Annotated in this window: 16 protein-coding genes; 5 read left to right on the top strand and 11 right to left on the bottom strand. The window is 58.3% G+C overall.

What is annotated here, in order from left to right:
- Window positions 1–17: 17 nt before the first annotated feature.
- The 6 genes from NCG89_RS10620 to NCG89_RS10595 all read right to left on the bottom strand — a co-directional run bounded on the left by NCG89_RS10620 (window position 18) and on the right by NCG89_RS10595 (window position 6,788).
- Entirely contained in the window at window positions 18–476 is a 459-nt protein-coding gene (locus tag NCG89_RS10620) for an LEA/WHy family protein (protein ID WP_251086509.1), read from the bottom strand.
- Between the two features lie 78 nt (window positions 477–554).
- Window positions 555–1,223, bottom strand: coding sequence for a YiaD family glycine zipper/OmpA-like lipoprotein (locus NCG89_RS10615; protein ID WP_251086508.1), 669 nt, complete (start codon window positions 1,221–1,223; stop codon window positions 555–557).
- 176 nt (window positions 1,224–1,399) lie between these two features.
- Window positions 1,400–4,156 carry a CehA/McbA family metallohydrolase gene (locus NCG89_RS10610; RefSeq protein ID WP_251086507.1) on the bottom strand — a complete coding sequence of 919 codons (2,757 nt, stop codon included), beginning with the start codon at window positions 4,154–4,156 and terminating at the stop codon, window positions 1,400–1,402.
- Window positions 4,156–4,542 (bottom strand): MAPEG family protein, encoded by a 387-nt coding sequence (locus NCG89_RS10605; protein WP_251086506.1) that lies wholly within the window; start codon window positions 4,540–4,542, stop codon window positions 4,156–4,158. The genes NCG89_RS10610 and NCG89_RS10605 overlap by 1 nt, the downstream gene beginning before the upstream one ends.
- 164 nt (window positions 4,543–4,706) lie before the next feature.
- Complete coding sequence (locus NCG89_RS10600) at window positions 4,707–5,837, bottom strand: alpha/beta hydrolase family protein (protein ID WP_251086505.1); 1,131 nt, start codon at window positions 5,835–5,837, stop codon at window positions 4,707–4,709.
- 177 nt (window positions 5,838–6,014) lie between these two features.
- Window positions 6,015–6,788: a ferredoxin--NADP reductase gene (locus NCG89_RS10595; protein WP_251086504.1), complete on the bottom strand. Its 774-nt coding sequence runs from the start codon at window positions 6,786–6,788 to the stop codon at window positions 6,015–6,017.
- A gap of 117 nt (window positions 6,789–6,905) precedes the next feature.
- Between NCG89_RS10595 and NCG89_RS10590 the strand changes: the two genes are divergently transcribed.
- Window positions 6,906–7,784 (top strand): LysR family transcriptional regulator, encoded by an 879-nt coding sequence (locus tag NCG89_RS10590; protein WP_251086503.1) that lies wholly within the window; start codon window positions 6,906–6,908, stop codon window positions 7,782–7,784.
- A 12-nt stretch (window positions 7,785–7,796) separates the two neighbouring features.
- On the opposite strand, the gene NCG89_RS10585 is transcribed toward NCG89_RS10590, so the two are convergent.
- Window positions 7,797–8,981 carry a multidrug effflux MFS transporter gene (locus NCG89_RS10585; RefSeq protein ID WP_251086502.1) on the bottom strand — a complete coding sequence of 395 codons (1,185 nt, stop codon included), beginning with the start codon at window positions 8,979–8,981 and terminating at the stop codon, window positions 7,797–7,799.
- A 102-nt stretch (window positions 8,982–9,083) separates the two neighbouring features.
- Between NCG89_RS10585 and NCG89_RS10580 the strand changes: the two genes are divergently transcribed.
- Window positions 9,084–9,593 (top strand): MarR family winged helix-turn-helix transcriptional regulator, encoded by a 510-nt coding sequence (locus NCG89_RS10580; protein WP_251086501.1) that lies wholly within the window; start codon window positions 9,084–9,086, stop codon window positions 9,591–9,593.
- A gap of 30 nt (window positions 9,594–9,623) precedes the next feature.
- Here the strand turns inward: NCG89_RS10580 and NCG89_RS10575 are convergent, their stop codons facing one another.
- From NCG89_RS10575 to NCG89_RS10560, 4 genes are all read right to left on the bottom strand, one after another.
- A complete protein-coding gene (locus tag NCG89_RS10575) occupies window positions 9,624–11,255 on the bottom strand; it encodes a ShlB/FhaC/HecB family hemolysin secretion/activation protein (protein WP_251086500.1) in 1,632 nt (543 codons plus the stop codon).
- Between the two features lie 54 nt (window positions 11,256–11,309).
- Complete coding sequence (locus NCG89_RS10570) at window positions 11,310–12,242, bottom strand: OmpA family protein (protein WP_251086499.1); 933 nt, start codon at window positions 12,240–12,242, stop codon at window positions 11,310–11,312.
- Window positions 12,243–12,361: 119 nt separating this feature from the next.
- Window positions 12,362–13,132 (bottom strand): DUF4126 family protein, encoded by a 771-nt coding sequence (locus NCG89_RS10565; RefSeq protein WP_251086498.1) that lies wholly within the window; start codon window positions 13,130–13,132, stop codon window positions 12,362–12,364.
- 318 nt (window positions 13,133–13,450) lie between these two features.
- The gene (locus tag NCG89_RS10560) at window positions 13,451–14,149 is read right to left on the bottom strand and encodes an SIMPL domain-containing protein (RefSeq protein WP_251086497.1); all 699 of its coding nucleotides are present in this window, start codon (window positions 14,147–14,149) and stop codon (window positions 13,451–13,453) included.
- 257 nt (window positions 14,150–14,406) lie between these two features.
- On the opposite strand from NCG89_RS10560, the gene NCG89_RS10555 reads away from it, so the two are divergent.
- The 3 genes from NCG89_RS10555 to NCG89_RS10545 all read left to right on the top strand — a co-directional run bounded on the left by NCG89_RS10555 (window position 14,407) and on the right by NCG89_RS10545 (window position 16,942).
- The gene (locus NCG89_RS10555) at window positions 14,407–14,841 is read left to right on the top strand and encodes an ATP-dependent zinc protease family protein (protein WP_251086496.1); all 435 of its coding nucleotides are present in this window, start codon (window positions 14,407–14,409) and stop codon (window positions 14,839–14,841) included.
- A 15-nt stretch (window positions 14,842–14,856) separates the two neighbouring features.
- Window positions 14,857–15,762: a 30S ribosomal protein S6--L-glutamate ligase gene (gene rimK / locus NCG89_RS10550; RefSeq protein ID WP_251086495.1), complete on the top strand. Its 906-nt coding sequence runs from the start codon at window positions 14,857–14,859 to the stop codon at window positions 15,760–15,762.
- An 85-nt stretch (window positions 15,763–15,847) separates the two neighbouring features.
- Window positions 15,848–16,942: a succinylglutamate desuccinylase/aspartoacylase family protein gene (locus NCG89_RS10545; RefSeq protein ID WP_251086494.1), complete on the top strand. Its 1,095-nt coding sequence runs from the start codon at window positions 15,848–15,850 to the stop codon at window positions 16,940–16,942.
- The last annotated feature ends 32 nt before the right edge of the window (window positions 16,943–16,974 follow it).

The raw sequence follows: 16,974 nt of genomic DNA, 5'->3' as shown, positions 1-16,974 counted from the left end.
TGACCAGCCGACCGCGGCTACTTAGCGGTCGGCACACCCAATCCAATATTGCCGACCTTATTGACGGTAATATCGCCCAAGCCGAAATTCGCCACCGCCGCCGTCAGGCTGAGCTTGTATTCCATGTCGCCGGTGGTGGACATGATGCTGCGGATCAACCCCAGACCGTTAAGTAAGTTAACGTCCACAGGCACCACAATGTTGGCCCGATCATTGGCCGGAAGCACCACCGCCTCATTGAAGCGGCCACCCGCCAACGAATTACCCGCCAGGCTGATCGAATACCGCAGCCGACCTAAATTCAGAGCAAAGTCATTGGGGTTATCCAGCTGCAAGCCCACCAGCAATTGCTGCTGCAAGCCATTAGACGGCCCAATGTTGATGCTGGTGATGGCAACATCTGGCTTTTCAATGGGATTGAGTGCAGCGCAAGCGCTCAGCAACAGCGCGGCAAAAAGAGATAGTACGATTTTCAAGGTCGCTCTCCAGAAGAGTGAGCGTGGAGGAAAGTCATGAACGGGGCCGCGCTAGGCGGCCCCTGGAGTAACCCAACCTTATTTGTTGGTGGGCAGCATCTCGATTTCAACACGACGGTTTTGCTCACGACCGCTTGCAGTGCTGTTGTCCGCAATCGGATCGCGGGGACCGTAGCCAGTGGTGCGAATACGCGCCGCAGGCAGACCCTGATTCATGAAGTAACGGCCCACGCTGTTGGCACGATCTTCAGACAGCTTCTGGTTAGTTTGGAAGCTACCTGTCGAGTCGGTGTAACCATTGATTTGCATCAGCGTCTTGTCAAATTCCTTGGCGACCAGAACCACGCTATCGAGCACTGAGGTAAAACCGCCTTTGATCGCAGAGCTGCCAGTGTCAAAGGTAATGTTGCCGGGCATAATCAGCTTGATGGTATCGCCGACACGCTGCACACCCACACCAGTACCTTCCAGGCGCGCACGCAATTTAGCTTCCTGACGATCCATGTAGTAACCGTAGCCGCCACCAGCAGCTGCACCGGTTACCGCACCGATAATGGCGCCCTGCTCACGATGGTCCTTGTCCGATACCGCGGCACCCAGCACCGCACCACCCAGAGCACCCCAGCCGGCGCCTTTGGCAGTGTTACTGGTCTTCTGCTCACCAGTGTACGGATCAATAGAACAGGCTGCCGAGAATACGACTGCCGCCAACACAGCCGTCCAACGGCTAGCTTGCAATGCTTTCATGTGAAACCCCCTTCACGGTTTTGATTTTTTGCCACTCTAGTAGTAGGTGACATAACGCCAGCTTAACAAACATAACACTGATCACAGCAAATCTGGCAGCGCCTGCGTCGCCAACTTTGCTTCAGACCCAAATAAGCCGTATCAGTTGCACCAAGGCAAGGCTTAATGGGGTGGTATTATTTCCCTTGTTTTGCGCTTCTCTGAAGCGGCTGCACGGGTGACCACTTACCGTCACCATCTGCATCCATAAAGATGGGGTTGGTCAAAGCCATCGGCTTGAGCCCCGGTAGCAGTTGCGCATATACGCCACCTGGCTCGCCAACCACCTCCACCACTACGTAGGCATCCTTTTCCACGATCACCTCGACGGCCGCATGACTGCCGGCGCTGACAGAGGCCTCGCGGTAAAGCTCGCCATTCACCCATATTTTCAGCCGGGAAACCGGCACCCAGGAGGCAGCCTCAACCTGCACATGCAACTCCGCCCGGTTGGCTTGCAGGCGCTCCCCCAGCCGGGCTTGTCGGCCATCCTCGGACTTGAGCACCACGTCGAGCAACGGACCGCTGCTAAAGTAGCTGCGGCCTTCCAGCAGCGCCTGGGTGAGGGCCTGCTCCGCTACCGGCAACCCGCTGCGCTTTGGCAGGTATATATAGTTTCTGGGTGCGGCAACGACCTGCCCCAAACCATGGGCATCGCTGTTGCCGGTCGCCGTGCGCACCGCCCCTTGATTCAACAATGAAAACCAGTCTTTGCGCAGCTGCGAGTAGGCATCGACCTCCGCCCCATTGAGCACTTCAATGACATCAAAATCGATATCTCGCAGCCCGCTGGCGGGATCGACCTCGAGCAAGCTGCGATTTACATCGGCCACCAGCAACTGCTCGGGGTCGTAGTTCTGACCCACCGACAAGTGATCAAAAAAGGCCAAGTCGGCATCGAGCTCAGATCGCGCACGTGGATGATTGAGCTGGAACAGCGCCGCGGGCCACGCCTGCTTGGCGCTGGCAATCACACTGCGCAGGCGCTGATTTTCCACCGGCACAATTCCGCCAGCATACTGCTGAGGCTGCGCCCGAACAGGGAACACGTTGCTGTGACCAATGGTGAACGGCGCCGCTTCGCTGCGCGCCAGCCCGGTCAACTCAGTGCCCACAATCACCTGCACCGCTTCTGCCAGCCCCATTTTTTCCGGCACATCACTGTAATCCACAATGCGATTGTGCTCACTGGCCACCAGCACCTCTGCACCCTGAGCAACAAAGCTCCGCAGGCGCTCATCAAAGGGCAAGGTGCTATCAAAACTGGCGCCGCTGTGCACATGCAAATCGGCACTGACCCAATCCTCTCCCTGCCAGATTCGTTTTGGCGCGATGATCGGCAGCACGCTGGTCATACCCGGAATGATGGTCAGCAGGTATTCCTGAGTTTCGTATTCAAACCCCCGACTACTAATCACCCGGTACTGACCCGGCGGCAAGTCCACCAGCACCGGGTCACTATCGACGCCGGCGAGATCAACCCGATTGCTGTTTCGCGAGCCATGCACGTGCTTGCCGTTTTCGGTGAACCCCAGCAAATCATCACCAAAATCAGGCGCCGGGGTATCGCCAATGCCGAAAAAGGTCAGGCTCATTGCCAAACCCCGAGGCAGCTGTAACTGCCCCCGCTCATTAAACAACCAACGACCACTGTCATTGCGCTCATCACTGATGTTCAACTCGCGCGACAGTGATTCGCCCCAAGGAGCAGTAGCCTGCAGGCGAACTCGATTGGTTCCTTTGGGTAGGCGAATGTTGAACCCGCCCTCACGATCGACCCGCATCTGGGTGACCGGACGATCATGCTGATCCCAAACGGCGAAGCTGGCACCCGGATGATTGCTGTAACCTCGCAGACTCGGCCCCTTAAACATCGTATCGGTAATCGCCGCCACCTCGGCGCGATCGCCAATCACGATCTGAAACTCGGCAACCAACTGCTCATCCTGCTCCAGGTCCATGAGCTGGTTCTGCAACATCGACATCCAGTTGAGCTTTTCGCTGTTTATCCAAAGCGGCCGACTCATCCAACCATGCAGGCTATAGTCGGGAAACACAGCCAGGAACCGTGGCAAGGCAAGACGACTGCCATTGGGTTTGATCAGACTCGCGGAGCGCAGTTGCACACCGTAACTGATTGCCGAATCGTAGTGATGAGACCCCACCAGAATGTTCCAGTCGCTGGCTTTGAGTCCGTTGATAAGTGAACTGATACTGCTGCGATCAATGGCCGGGTGCTGAAAGCCGAGAGTGGCTTCCGGGTTGTAGCTCGACAGGGAAAACGGCGTCAGACTGCGCTGAGAATACAGCGTGAACAGGCCGCTCATTCGCAAGGCCCGCCCCGGACCAATGCGGCGCACGCGAACCTCGATCTCCAGCGCCATGCTGTCTTCTCGCAGGCGATAGCTCACCGTTTGCCGCAGCCCCTGATCCTCACCGACGGCAACGATCTCGGCAACACCGTCGGAGATTTGCGCAGAAATGCGCTGGGTGATGATGGCGGTCTCTTTGGCGAGTCCCGTCAACATATTGGCGTAGGTCCACTGATCGTTGGCCTGGTCGCAATGGTAAAGATCCACCAGGGTGCCACCGCCGCCGACAATGCCGCCATCGTGACCCAAGCCGCTCACTGCCGCGCACACTTTGCCGTTAGACAGCCACCAATCATCCACCCCCGCTAATGCATCCGGCCCGCCCCGGGGAAAGCTATCGAGATTGGCCTCTCGAATTTTCTCGGCGCGCAGCAGACCGCCATCGTCGGGCTGCGCCACTTCGTCCAGAAAGGCCTCCATCTGCGCCTTTAATTCGCCCGGCGTACTCGCCGGCGCATCCTGCGCCAAGAGAAGAGAGGCATTGAGTCCCAGTGCGAGGGTGAAAGCGAGTTTGCGCACCATCAGGCCGCCATAATGAATAGTGACAGGCTGGCGAAGAAGCCCACCATAAAGGTCAATGAACGCAGCACGTGCAGATCGGCAATATAAAACACCGGGTAGACCACCCGCGCCGCAATAAACACCAATGCGGCGATATCCATTTTGTGTTGCGCCACACCAACCGCATCGGCCACTAGCACCGCTGCGGTGAACACCGCCAAGGCCTCCCAGGCATTTTGCTGGGCCGCCACCGAACGGGCACCCGGCCCTTCTAAGCGGGCACATTGCTGGCGAGGGTGGCGATTGTCGATCCCGCCAAACTGACGATGACGAAACCAGCCGCTTACCCAGGCTGTCATGACCGGCAGCAGGCAGGCTACGAACACACACCAGAATGCGATTGTCATCGATTACGTCCCTTTTACATTATCGTTGTAGAAGCCCAGGATGGCCCAAAAACACACCTTGTTTCGTTCGCAATATAACCAAGCGCGGGCGCTACCGACAGCGATCGCGCACAAAGCGGAAATTATGCCAAACATTGGCAGGGTGCTTTATCACCCGGATACGTTCACTCCACCTCGACGCTGATTTCCGGATTCTCCGCCGCCAGCCCTTCCCGCAAAAACTGGCGGGCCTCCTGCTGGCGCGCAATACTCAAGGAAAAATCGGCGTCAAAAAACGCCAGCACAGCCACCGCGGTCAGCCATTGCTGACGCACTGGATTCATCACTTTGGGCAGCACCTGCTGCTGGCACAAGCCGCCAGGCTCAAAGGCCAACTGTTCACCCAAGGGCCCGAGGGCCTGCCACCAGTGTTGATTAACCGGCTCAGACAGCGCATCCCGCAGCTGACTGCAGCCAAGCCAATCGGGGTTATCTAACCAGCGGAAGTGGCGACTCAACGCCGTGAAGCCAGTATGCGACGCGCCATCAATACTCACCAACACCGCGCCGGGCAGACGCTCGGGCAGCGATTTGGCATTGCGATCATAGGCGATCATGGCATCGTCCGGCGACGCGATCATCATGAAGGGAACCTGGCGCTGGGAGAAAAACGCTTTATCAAAACCTTCACTGGGCCCTGCAATTGACGCTACTCTGCTCAGACGGGGGTCGGCCATCGCCGGGTGAAAGGCGGCCAGCGTTGCCGTTAAGCCGCCAAGAGAAAAGCCCACCAGACCAATCCGGCGCTCATCAATGGCACCAAAAAATTGATTCCCCTCCTGCTGGCTCCAGCTGATCACCTGATCGAGCAGAAAGCTGACATCACCGGGTTGCTGCACCACACCCGCCACTGCCGCGCCACCGGGTGCGCCGAAATGGGTGAGCGGGAAATCGGCAGACACCACCACATAGCCGTGACTGGCGAGCAGCTCGGCCAGGTAACTGCCGCCCCAGCGATTTGACATAAATCCGTGGGCATACACGATCAACGGCCGGGCAATATCCAGTTGCTGGGGATGCCAGATTCGGGTTTTGAGGCGACGCTTGTCGCTGCCGGAGAAATCGCCATTGGCAGCCGTCTCGCGGGTGTCATCCACCAGCGTAATATCAAAATAACTGATTTTTTCGGGGCCAGGCGCCAACCACTGGGCACTTTCCGAACCCTTCGGCAGCGGTTCGGGCATGGCACCAAACTTGAAATAAACACTGCCGACAACAATCAGCAGCAAGATGGAATAGGAGATGCCTTTAAGCATTGTGGACCAGAATGCGTTAATCAACGACCCACTACGTTATCAAGGCTATTCGACAGACTCCACTCCCCCAACCCCTTTTACTCTGCGCCAATAAGCAAAAACGGAGCGAGCGCTACTGCGCCGCTCCGCCAAGGTCTCGCCGTGAGGAGTAAAACATCCCCCTTGCAGGCAAGCTCGCTAGTGTTCGACAAACGCCCGCTCGATGGCGTACTCACCGTAAACGCCTTTGCGCGTCTCACGAAACCCCGCATTGTTCAGCAGCTCACAGCTGTCCTTCAACATCGCCGGGCTGCCGCACAACAGAAAACGGTCATGCTCAGGGTTCAGCGCGGGCAGCCCAATATCGGCCATCAGCTTGCCACTGCTGATCAGGTCTGTCAGGCGACCCTGATTAATATAGGCCTCCCGGGTCACGGTCGGGTAGTAGATCAGCTTTTCTCGCACCGCCTCGCCAAAGTACTCGTGGTTGGGCAAATGCTCACGAATAAACTCCTGGTAGGCCAGCTCGTTTTCATAGCGCACACCGTGGGTCAGCACAATCTTGTCGAACCGCTCATAAACTTCCGGATCTTTGATAATGCTCATAAAGGGCGCCAGGCCGGTCCCGGTGGCCAGCAGGTACAGGTTGCGCCCCGGCAAAATGTTATCAATCGTCAGGGTGCCGGTTGGCTTGCGGCTTACCAGGATCTCGTCGCCGACCTGGATATTCTGCAACTTGGAGGTCAATGGGCCGTCGGGCACTTTGATAGAAAAGAACTCCAGCTGCTCCTCATAGTTCGCGCTAACGATACTGTAGGCTCGCATCAGCGGCCGGTTTTCCTGCTCCAGACCGATCATGGTGAAGTGACCGTTCTCAAAGCGGAAGGACGGATCGCGGCTGGTTTTGAAACTGAACAGCGTGTCATTCCAATGGTGCACGCTGATCACCCGCTCACGCATAATATTGCTCATTGCACAAACTCCATAAGTGCTCGCAGGCACTGAATCGCTGACTTGCCATTACTCTACGGGCAAACTATCCTATCGGCAAAACGAGTTATTTCGATCAAAATAATCGGATTTGCAGATATGCACTACACCCTCCGACAACTGGAAGTGTTTCTGGCCGCGGCCCACACCGAAAACATCACCCGGGCGGCGGAGCTGCTCTCCATGTCCCAGTCTGCAGCCTCCAGTGCTCTCAAAGATCTTGAGCAGCAGTTTTCCATCCAGCTGTTTGACCGCGTTGGCAAACGCCTACAGCTCAACGAATTGGGCCGGGCCCTTCGCCCGCAAGCGGAATCCCTGCTGGAACAGGCGATCGCCCTCGAACAGGGATTTCGCCAACACGACAAAATTGGCGAGCTCAAAGTGGGGGCCACCCTCACCATCGGTAACTACGTTGCCGTGGATATCACCGCCCGCTTTATGAGTCAGTACCCCTCAGCAAGGGTCAACTTGCATGTTGCCAACACCGCCCGCATCAGCCAGCAGGTGCTCAATTTCGATCTCGACGTCGGCTTGATTGAAGGCGAACTGCAACACCCAGACCTCAACGTCAGCCGCTGGCGAGAGGATGAGCTGCAGATTTTCTGCAGCCCAAGCCACCCGCTGGCCAAGCGCGACAAGCTCAGCCAAAAGGATTTACTGGCTGCCGAGTGGATTCTGCGGGAAAGCGGCTCCGGCACCCGGCAGGCCTTTGACCGGGCAATGTACGACCTGCTGCCCGATTTGGATATTCGTCTGGAGCTGCAGCACACCGAGGCCATTAAACGGGCGGTAGAAACCGGGCTCGGTATCGGCTGCCTGTCGAGAGTCTCCCTGCAAAGCGCCTTCGACAGTGGCCGGCTGATTCCGCTGCGGGCGCCCGGGCGGGATTTTCGGCGCTACTTCTACTTCATTCTTCACCGTCAGAAATACCTCAGCGAAGGCATCCTGCGCTGGCTGGATATGTGTCGCGAGTATTAAGGCCTGGTCACACTACGTGCTGACCTGCCCGGCCCGCCGGGCAAAGCCCCTCGCCGAGGGTACCAGCAACAGGGCCAGCAGCGCGGCGGCGGCCATCGTACAGGTCATGGGCCACATCAGATCGCTGACAAACAGGGTAGATAGCCCGCTGACAATCGCGGCAATCAGATACTGACCACTGCCCAGCAGAGCTGCTGCAATTCCACTGTGCTGGGGGAAGAATTGCAGCATACAGGCCTGGGTATTGCCCATAATGCCGCCCAGGGCGCCCACGGTGATCATCACCAGCGGCACCACCACCCACAGCGGCGGTGCTTGGGCGGTTAACACTAGCAGCAGCACCGCCGCTGCGCTTTGCAAAGACAAAAAGATTACCAGCACCTGAGCAGCCGGAATCCGATTTAACAGGAAATTGTTGATCCGATTGATCACCGCCATTGCACCAATATTGCAGGCAAACAGTACGGAAAAGCTTGCTTCACTGACCCCGTAATGATTCATGTAAACCAGTGACGCGTTGGCCAGAAAGGTCATCATCACGCCAAAGGTCAGCCCCTGGGTAAACAGGTAGCGCAGTGCCAGCGGATTACTCAAGACATAGCGATAGCGGCTCAACAGATTGCCCTGGGCTTGAACCTTGGCCCGGGGCACCACATGTAAATAGCGCCAGGTAATCAGGCACACCAGGGCGGCATAAAAGGCCAGCACAAAAAAGACCGCCCGCCAGCCGCTGAGGCTGTAAATTAAGGTTCCAAGGGCCGGTGCGATGCCCGGTGCAATAATGGTGATCAGGGCAATCAAGGCAAAAAGTTTGGCCGTTTCCTGCCCCTCGGTGCGATCGCGAATCATCGCGGGTACCACCACTGAGGCGCAGCCGCCGCCAAAGGCCTGGACAAACCGGGACAGCCAAAACATTTCGATGGAAGTCGTCACCGCCAGCGACAGGCTGGCAATGCAAAATACCAGCAGACCAAAAAACAACACCGGCCGACGCCCCCGATAGTCACTCACCGGTCCGCCAACAAACTGGCCAACGCTCAGGCCCAGGATATAAACGCTGATAGTGATGGCCACATCCTGAATGGGCACAGCCAACGTAACAGCAATGGCTGGAAAGGTGGGCAAATAGAGGTCGATCGCCAGCGGAGAGAGCGCAAAAACCAGGGCCAGGGTGGCGGCCAGGCGGGTTGAGGGCATAGGAACTGACCTGAAAAAACGGCATGCAAGGTCAGCAACTATAGATGGATTTTATCTTTCCAGCAAGATAAAATCCCGCCGTAACCATTTGGAGGATACCCCTTGGACGATCGCCGAATCAGCATAGAAGAGCTGCGCCAGCAACAACGCGACAACTGGCCGGAAGTCTATGCCGTTGCCAATCCCGCTCTGCTGCGCCTGGTGCGACTCAGCGACCTTATTCACCGGGAGGCGGCGAAAACCCTGCAGGACGCCAACCTGCTGTCCGCCGAATTCGACGTGCTGGCCGCCCTGCGGCGTCAGACAGCCCCTCATATTGTGAGTCCGACCGAGCTATGCCGGGCGCTGTTGATCAGCTCCGGCGGGCTCACCAAGGTCCTTTACCGTTTGCAGGAACGGGGATTAATCAGCCGCCCGCCAAACCCCAATGATGGCCGCAGCCTGTTAGTGGCCCTGACCGATGCCGGTAAATCCCTGGTCGAGCTGGCGATGGAGGGCATTATGGCACTGCACAAACAACAGGTCGGCGGTCTCAGTGAGAAAGAGCTGACGGCCCTCGATCAAGTGCTGGAAAAAATGCTGCAGCAGGCAGAGCAGCGCGATCTGGATTGAGGCCGCCGTGCAAACGGACGGCCAGCCCGCTCAGTAAGTCCAGCGCAGGCGCCAGAAGAAATCGGCCTCCAGCTGTTCCCGCCGACGGTCGTCCACCACATCTTCATGCAGCGACGTTGCCGCAATCACCTCGGTTTCAAAGCCCTTGGGCAAACTCAGTTTGAGCGAAACCCCCATGTCGGCCAAGCTTTGCTGCTCGGCAAAGCCGCCGCTGGCATCGGCAAACTCGCTGGTACCGAGCTCAACAAACCATCCCGGGTGCCAGTCGAAACCCAGCCATTGCTGCTCGCGACTAAGGCTCAGCCTGGCAAAAACACCGTTATCCCCCACCAGCACCCCCGGCAGATAGGCCGCCAGGGCATCCATACCGCCAAGCACCCACTGCTGCTGTTGGGGCAACTGGGTATCATCACTGAACTGGGCAGAGAGATTGCCCCGGAGCTGCCATTGGGACGCAAACTCCCGGCGATAGGCCAGGGCCGGCCGCAGCAGCACAAACTCTCCTGAGCGTTTGCCGATACTTACCCCACTGCCGGTATCCGTGGAAAAGGTCCCGTCATCATCGCCAATGCCGGCGCTCACACCCAGCTCAGCACTAAAGGACTCCGGTCGGTCCAGAGGGTCCGCCCGGGAAGAGTAACGCAGCCCCAAGGTCATCACCTGGTAAGACTCATCGAGCAACACGCCGCCGCTACCCAAATCCAGCTCTGAATCGATGTGCTCCAGCCGCTGAAAGACATTGAGCCGCTCAACCGGATTGCTGTACAGCACCTGCTCACCGCGCAGGGCCAATTGGCTGATCTCCGCATCCAGTTGGGCGGTGACCGTGCCCGGCTCACAGCTAATTAACGGCGGCAAGCATAGACCTCCCAAGGGCGCGTCATCCACGCTCACCCGGGGTTGGCGCTCATAGGTCAGGTAGCTTGCCTCCACACCGAACAAGCCAAAGATGAAGGGGTGATCGACACCCAGGACAAACTGATGATATTCCTCACCATCACCGGCCTCCCCCAGGTCGGGGAATGCCGCCTCAGCGACGAGGTTGGCCTCGGTGCCATTGGTGAACTGCTGACGCCAGCCAACCGAGCCGAAGTAGCGACCCAAAAACCGGCTGCCGCGGTTACTCGCCTCAGCCGTGAACTGGCCCGGGCGATAGTCGGCCTGGGGGCGGGGCTGAAAATTGAGGATCACCTGGTCATCAAAATGCTGCTCATAGCTGATCACATAGTCCACGCCGCTGCGAGTCGACTTCAGATCTGCCAATACCCGGGCACGATCAAACTCCGCTAAGGTGAGGTCCGGGTCGCCCACCAACGAATCAAAATGCCCGGTAATGCCGGGGTCACCGCGCAAGCCCTTTATCTGGCTCTGGCTGACCAGCACCGTCACCGTGTTGCCACTGCGAAAATAACGCAGACTCACCAATAGATGGCCCGCACTGTAATACCGATGGCTCAGTTCTGTAATTGCCTCAGAGGGCACTTTGGCTTCATCGAGTACCGCCTGTACCTGCGCGGCAGAGAGCAGAGTATTACCCACCACCTGCACCTCGACACCATCAATGGTCCGACGCTGAACGGCGCCCCCCATCTGACCACTCTGATTGATTTCCTGCTGGCTCGCCAATTGGGGTGGCATGACCGGTGGCAAATCAATTGCCATGTTGACTCCTTGTAGTAGGCCTTTCTCGCATGGGAAAGCGGGCTTATTTACCGATTATTGAGGGTTTGTGGGCGAGGCGCCCGATGCGCGATCAGACTCGATGATAATCAACTCCACCCGGCGGTTTTTGGCCCGCCCGACCTCGGTGGAATTGTCGCCTCGGGGACGGGCTTCGCCCAGACCGGCAACCCGCAAGCGCGTTGGCGACAGCCCCTGGGCCACCAAAAAATCCCGGGTGGCTTTTGCCCTGTCCTGAGACAACCGCTTGTTTTCACCACGGTCACCCGACGCATCGGTGTAGCCCACCACGGCCAGCTGATAGCTGGGATGTCGATTCATGGCAGCGACCACCTGCGTCAGCTCATACTGGGCTGCCTCGCTCAGCTCCGCACTCGCGGGGCGGAACACCAGCGGATCAAACCGCAGCCGGACGGGCCCCTCGATATGGCAGCCGTTACCGATCACCCAGGCTCCCGCCGGGGTTTTCAGGCACTGATCATCCTCGTCGCACACGCCATCATTATCGCTATCCGCGCATTGATTCCGCTCATTTTGAATTCGCCCGCCCTGATAACGGGGATCAAGTGCCTCGTTTTCAGTGACAGCGGGTTGATCATTGCCACCCAAACTGACCGCCACAGCCACAGGTGCGGCGTTGGCGAAGGCCTGCAGCCGGCGAAATTCATCTTCAGACAGATCCATCATGGCCAGCTGCTGGGATTGCTCCGGCGTCAGCAGCAGAGCAGGCAGCGTTGCGCCCGGCGCCAGCTCAGAGGCCAGTGAATCCAGTGAGGCCACCGGCGCTTCGAGAGCAATACCGGTTGCCCGGGAAAGGGACTGCAATACGCTATCGACCCCCGTCGCGCGCAGTACATTGGCAATCAGACCCGCGTCGGCAGGGGTGGCGAGCGTCAGCAGCGAGGCACACAGACACAGCGCGGCAACGGGCTTCAGATTTGAGCGAGTCAGAGTGGGGCGAAACAACATGGGGCTGGCCAGAGGGCTCCTGAGCAATAGCGCAACAATTCGCAACAAGGGAATGCATTGCAACTAATGTGCCTTAGCGGGCGATAAAAGGCTACCTACCCGAGCCAATTCCCGGCAATTTACTCCGATGCCGGAGGATTGCCGAGAATCTTCGCCTTGGCCTGCTGAAACTCAACTTCAGTGAGACTGCCCTTATCCCGCATTGATTGCAGTTTTTGCAGGGTGTCGACCATTTCCTCACCCGCGGGGGCGGCCCCATCGAGGACCTCTTCTTCAACTTGCCGACTCAGCCCCAGCCATTGGGCGATCTTGCGGAAAATGCGGGCAATACCGCGCCACAGTTTGGGCAGCAGCCAAATCAGCGCCAGCAAGAAAACAATAAACAGCGCGAGGAACAGCAGCGGGTGATTCAGCGCCACCCACAAGCCGCCCAACACGGCCAGATCCTCGCTGATGGAGGCCGCCCAATTGGACACCGGCTCCGGCGAGGTATTGATCAGTACCCGCGTGCTGGCCTTGGCCGCATGGGTAACCGAGGTCACCGAACCACCGGCGATACCCGCGGCCAGCTGCAGTGCCGGGCTGACATCCCCCACTGAGTTGGCCGCCAACAGCGCGCCGGCAGGTATACGAATAAAGGTATGCAGGGCGTCCCACCCGGTATCGACACCAGGCACTTTGTCGGCAAAAAACTCAACGGCAAACATCAAGCCCGCCGCCAGCATTACCGCCGGGTCTTGCACAATCTGCAGGTTTTCCGGCAGGTCGATACCACCGGTGGAACCGCCCAGGCCAAGCACCAGAATCGCCGCGTAGAGATTTAGACCACTGGCCCACGCCACACCCATGGTGAGGGAAATGACACTGATTAATTGTTGATATTCGTCCAAGTTCTTCCCTCTTCACCACACTGCTAGAGCACGGCACCGGCGACATTCTGCCCGTGGCACCAGCGCCCGGACCCCGCTACGTCACAGTAGGGGTAAGTACGCATACCCACAACAGCACACTCGCCCTAATATGAACCCAGCTATCACTGAATGAGCCAGTGATTAAGCGTCTCCATAGTAGCACCCCCGCTTGGCACTCGATTTTCGGGTGCTTTTTTTTGCCTACTGCTTTTGCCTGTCACGTTTGGCCTGCCGCCGTGACACCCGTGCGAGTCAGTTGCCATTCAACGGCGGGCCTGAGCCCGCCCGCCTGATTTGTTACTTCAACAAGAATACCACCTTCAAATTGGCGGTCACGGACTGCTTGCCGAACAGCACGGGGGCCTGAGCACCGGCTTTGGCATCCATCATTAAGTGAGCTCGCTCGGCTACCACCACCGCGCCGCCGGTTTCATCCACGTGATAGACCCCGGCCACTTTGCGGCCAAAGCCTTCGGCCAGCACCTCAGCTTTGGCTGTGGCCTTGGCAATGGCCTGCTGCAGGGCCTGCTCCACCAATTCATCACGATTGGAGATCGCCAGATTGACGCTGCCAATCTCGGTAATACCGGCGAGCACCAGGCTGTCGAGCAGGGCGCCGTAGCGACTCAGATCGGTTAGTTTGAGCTCAATGCTCCGTTCAACACGCTGACCCCGCAGCAGCCGCTTGCCGTCATCCCACTCGTAATCCGGGTACACCCGAATCTGGGAGGCGCGAATATTTTCGTCGGCAATGCCCTGCTCTTTCGCGGCGTTGAGCACCCGCTGGGTGCGACCATCCACTTCCTGTTTCGCCGCCTCAGCGGTATCCCGCGTCTCGGAAACCTGCAAACTCAGCATCGCAATATCGGGCGCGGCTTCCACCTCACCCTCGGCAGACACCACTAGGTGAGGGCCCTCTGGCAGGGCGTCGGCAAAGCCAAGCGCAGGCAGCCACGCCAGGACCACCAGAATCAGATTGCGTTTTAGAGATGCCATAGCAAAAACCCCTTAAAATTGTTTGAACCGCCCATTGCGGCGTTACGGTACCGAATGCCCCACTATGACCATAAAGGTTCAGGGGAGTGCCGCAGCCCTGACACTGGCTCTAACACACCGCCCCCAGCCCGAATCAAGACTAGCCCATTGTGCTTGCTGCCGCCTGAACGGTCTGCAGTGCCAAATCGCTATGCCCTGTCATCTCATTTAACTATGCTAGAGTGACGGTAACTTTGGGCAATCAACGGGAGGTTTGCTTGGCGCTGAATACATTGGGTTGGCGGGAGTGGCTATCGCTACCCGACCTCGGCATCGACATCATCAAAGCCAAGGTAGATACCGGGGCACGCAGTTCCAGCCTGCACGCCTTTGATATCCAAGCCATTGATCGGGATGGCGAAAAGTGGGTGCGCTTTAAGGTCCACCCCCACCAGCACGACAAATCCCTGGTCGTCCAGTGTCAGGCCCCCGTCAAAGACTACCGTCAGGTCACCGACTCCGGCGGTCACCGGAGCATGCGTTATGTGATTGAAACCGCGCTTAGCCTCGGGCAGGATAGCTTCCCCATAGAAATCACCCTAGCCGATCGCAGCGATATGCTGTTCCGAATGCTGGTGGGTCGCACGGCCATGAAGGGCCGCTTTCTGGTCGACCCCAGCCGTTCCTACTGCGTCAGCCGCAAACCTGAATAAAACGAGTTTTTCACTATGAAAATCGCAATTCTGTCGCGCAATAGCCGCCTGTACTCCACTCGCCGCCTGGTAGAAGCCTGCAAAGAGCGGGGCCACGAAGTCAGGGTCCTCGACACCCTCAAGTGCTACATGGAACTCAGCTCCCACGAACCGGATATCTGGTACAAGGGTGAGAAACTGGAAGACTTCGACGCCATCATTCCCCGCATTGGCGCCTCCATCACCACTTACGGTCTGGCCGTCATTCGCCAGTTTGAAATGGTGGGCACCTACAGCCTCACTGAATCCGTCGCCCTCGGTCGCTCCCGGGATAAACTGCGCGCGCTGCAATTGCTATCACGCAAGAACGTGGGCATGCCGGTCACCAGTTTTGCCCATGATGTTCACAACACGAAAGAATTGATCAAGCTGGTTGGCGGTGCGCCAGTAGTGGTGAAACTCCTTGAAGGTACCCAGGGTAGAGGGGTGGTACTGGCCGAAACCGCCAAAGCGGCTGAGTCGGTCATCGACGCCTTCCGCGAGCTCAAGGCCGACTTCCTGGTACAGGAATTTATCAAAGAGGCCGGCGGCTCCGATGTTCGTTGCCTGGTCATTGGCAAGAAAGTGGTCGCCGCCATGCAACGCACCGCCGCCAACGGCGAGTTCCGCTCCAACCTGCACCGGGGCGGCTCAGCCGAGCTTACCCGTCTCACCCCCACTGAGCGGGCCACCGCCGTCAAAGCTGCGCAGATCATGGGCCTGAACGTGGCCGGGGTCGACCTGCTGCGCTCCAGCCGCGGGCCGCTGGTCATGGAGGTGAATTCCTCACCCGGACTGGAAGGCATCGAGATGGCCAGCCGTAAAAACATTGCCGGCGAAATCGTGAAGTTTGTGGAGGAGAACGCCGCACCCTTTCGCAACAAAACCCGGGGCAAAGGCTGATAAACCCCTGCCAAGCCCCTCGTTAGCAGCGAAAAACTGTGTAGAATCAGCTTAATATCATTCTTCGCAGGACCAACCAGGGCTTATGAGTACAACAAAACGCCCGCCATCGCGCTATCAGGAGCTGGTGGTTGCCGGCACTCCCATCCCCCCCGGCAGTCGCGTGCATATCGAGCTGCCGGTGGCCAAGCTCTACACCCACACGGAATTATCCATCACCGTCAAAGCCCTGCGCGGCAAACGTGAAGGCCCGACCCTGTTCGTCAGCGCCGCCATTCACGGCGATGAAATTAACGGTGTGGAGATTGTTCGGCGACTGCTGGAGCATCGGGCCCTGCGCTCCATGCGCGGTACCCTGCTGGCGATTCCCGTCGTCAATGTGCACGGCTTTCTGAATAACGAGCGCTACCTACCCGATGGCCGCGACCTCAACCGCTCCTTTCCGGGCTCACCAAAGAGCTCCCTGGCGGGTCGCATGGCGCACACGTTTTTCAACGAGGTCGTCGCCAAATGCAGCCACGGCATCGATCTGCACACCGGCGCGCGGCATCGCAGCAACCTGCCGCAAATTCGTGCAGATTTAAAGGACCCCGCCACCCGGGAAATGGCGGAAGCCTTCGGCGCGCCCGTCATGCTCCACTCCAAAACCCGGGATGGCTCCCTGCGTGAAGTGGCCAGCGACGAAAATATCCGCATTCTGCTGTACGAAGCAGGGGAAGCCCTGCGCTTTGACGAAGTGGCCATTCGGGCCGGGGTGTCTGGCATTATCAGCGTGATGCGCACCATCGGCATGCTACCGCCCTCCCGCAGCCGCCGTCCCCGCCGCAAGCCCATGCTAACCGACCAGTCTTATTGGATCCGGGCCAGCAGCAGCGGCGTCTTGCGGGCGCTGGTGCCGCTCGGCGCCTTTGTCAAAAAGGGGCAGGTCATCGGGATGATTTCCGACCCCATTGGCGATAGCAGTACCGATGCCGAAGTCTTGGCCAACGATGAAGGTATTGTCATTGGGCGCACCTTTCTGCCACTGATTTACGAGGGGGATGCCCTCTTCCATATCGCCAAGTACAAAGGCGACACTGACATCGCCCTGGAACACATTTCTGCATTTCGCGAAGCCTTTGAACCCGAGGCCTACCCCTATTCGCCCGACAGTGATGAAGACCCGCCCATCGCCAGTTGACGAAAGAATCCCGAGCACAAAAAAAGCCCGGC

Origin of the sequence: Spongiibacter taiwanensis (genome assembly GCF_023702635.1) — a bacterium.
Taxonomy (GTDB): domain Bacteria; phylum Pseudomonadota; class Gammaproteobacteria; order Pseudomonadales; family Spongiibacteraceae; genus Spongiibacter; species Spongiibacter taiwanensis.
This window is presented reverse-complemented; position numbering and strand designations above follow the sequence as displayed.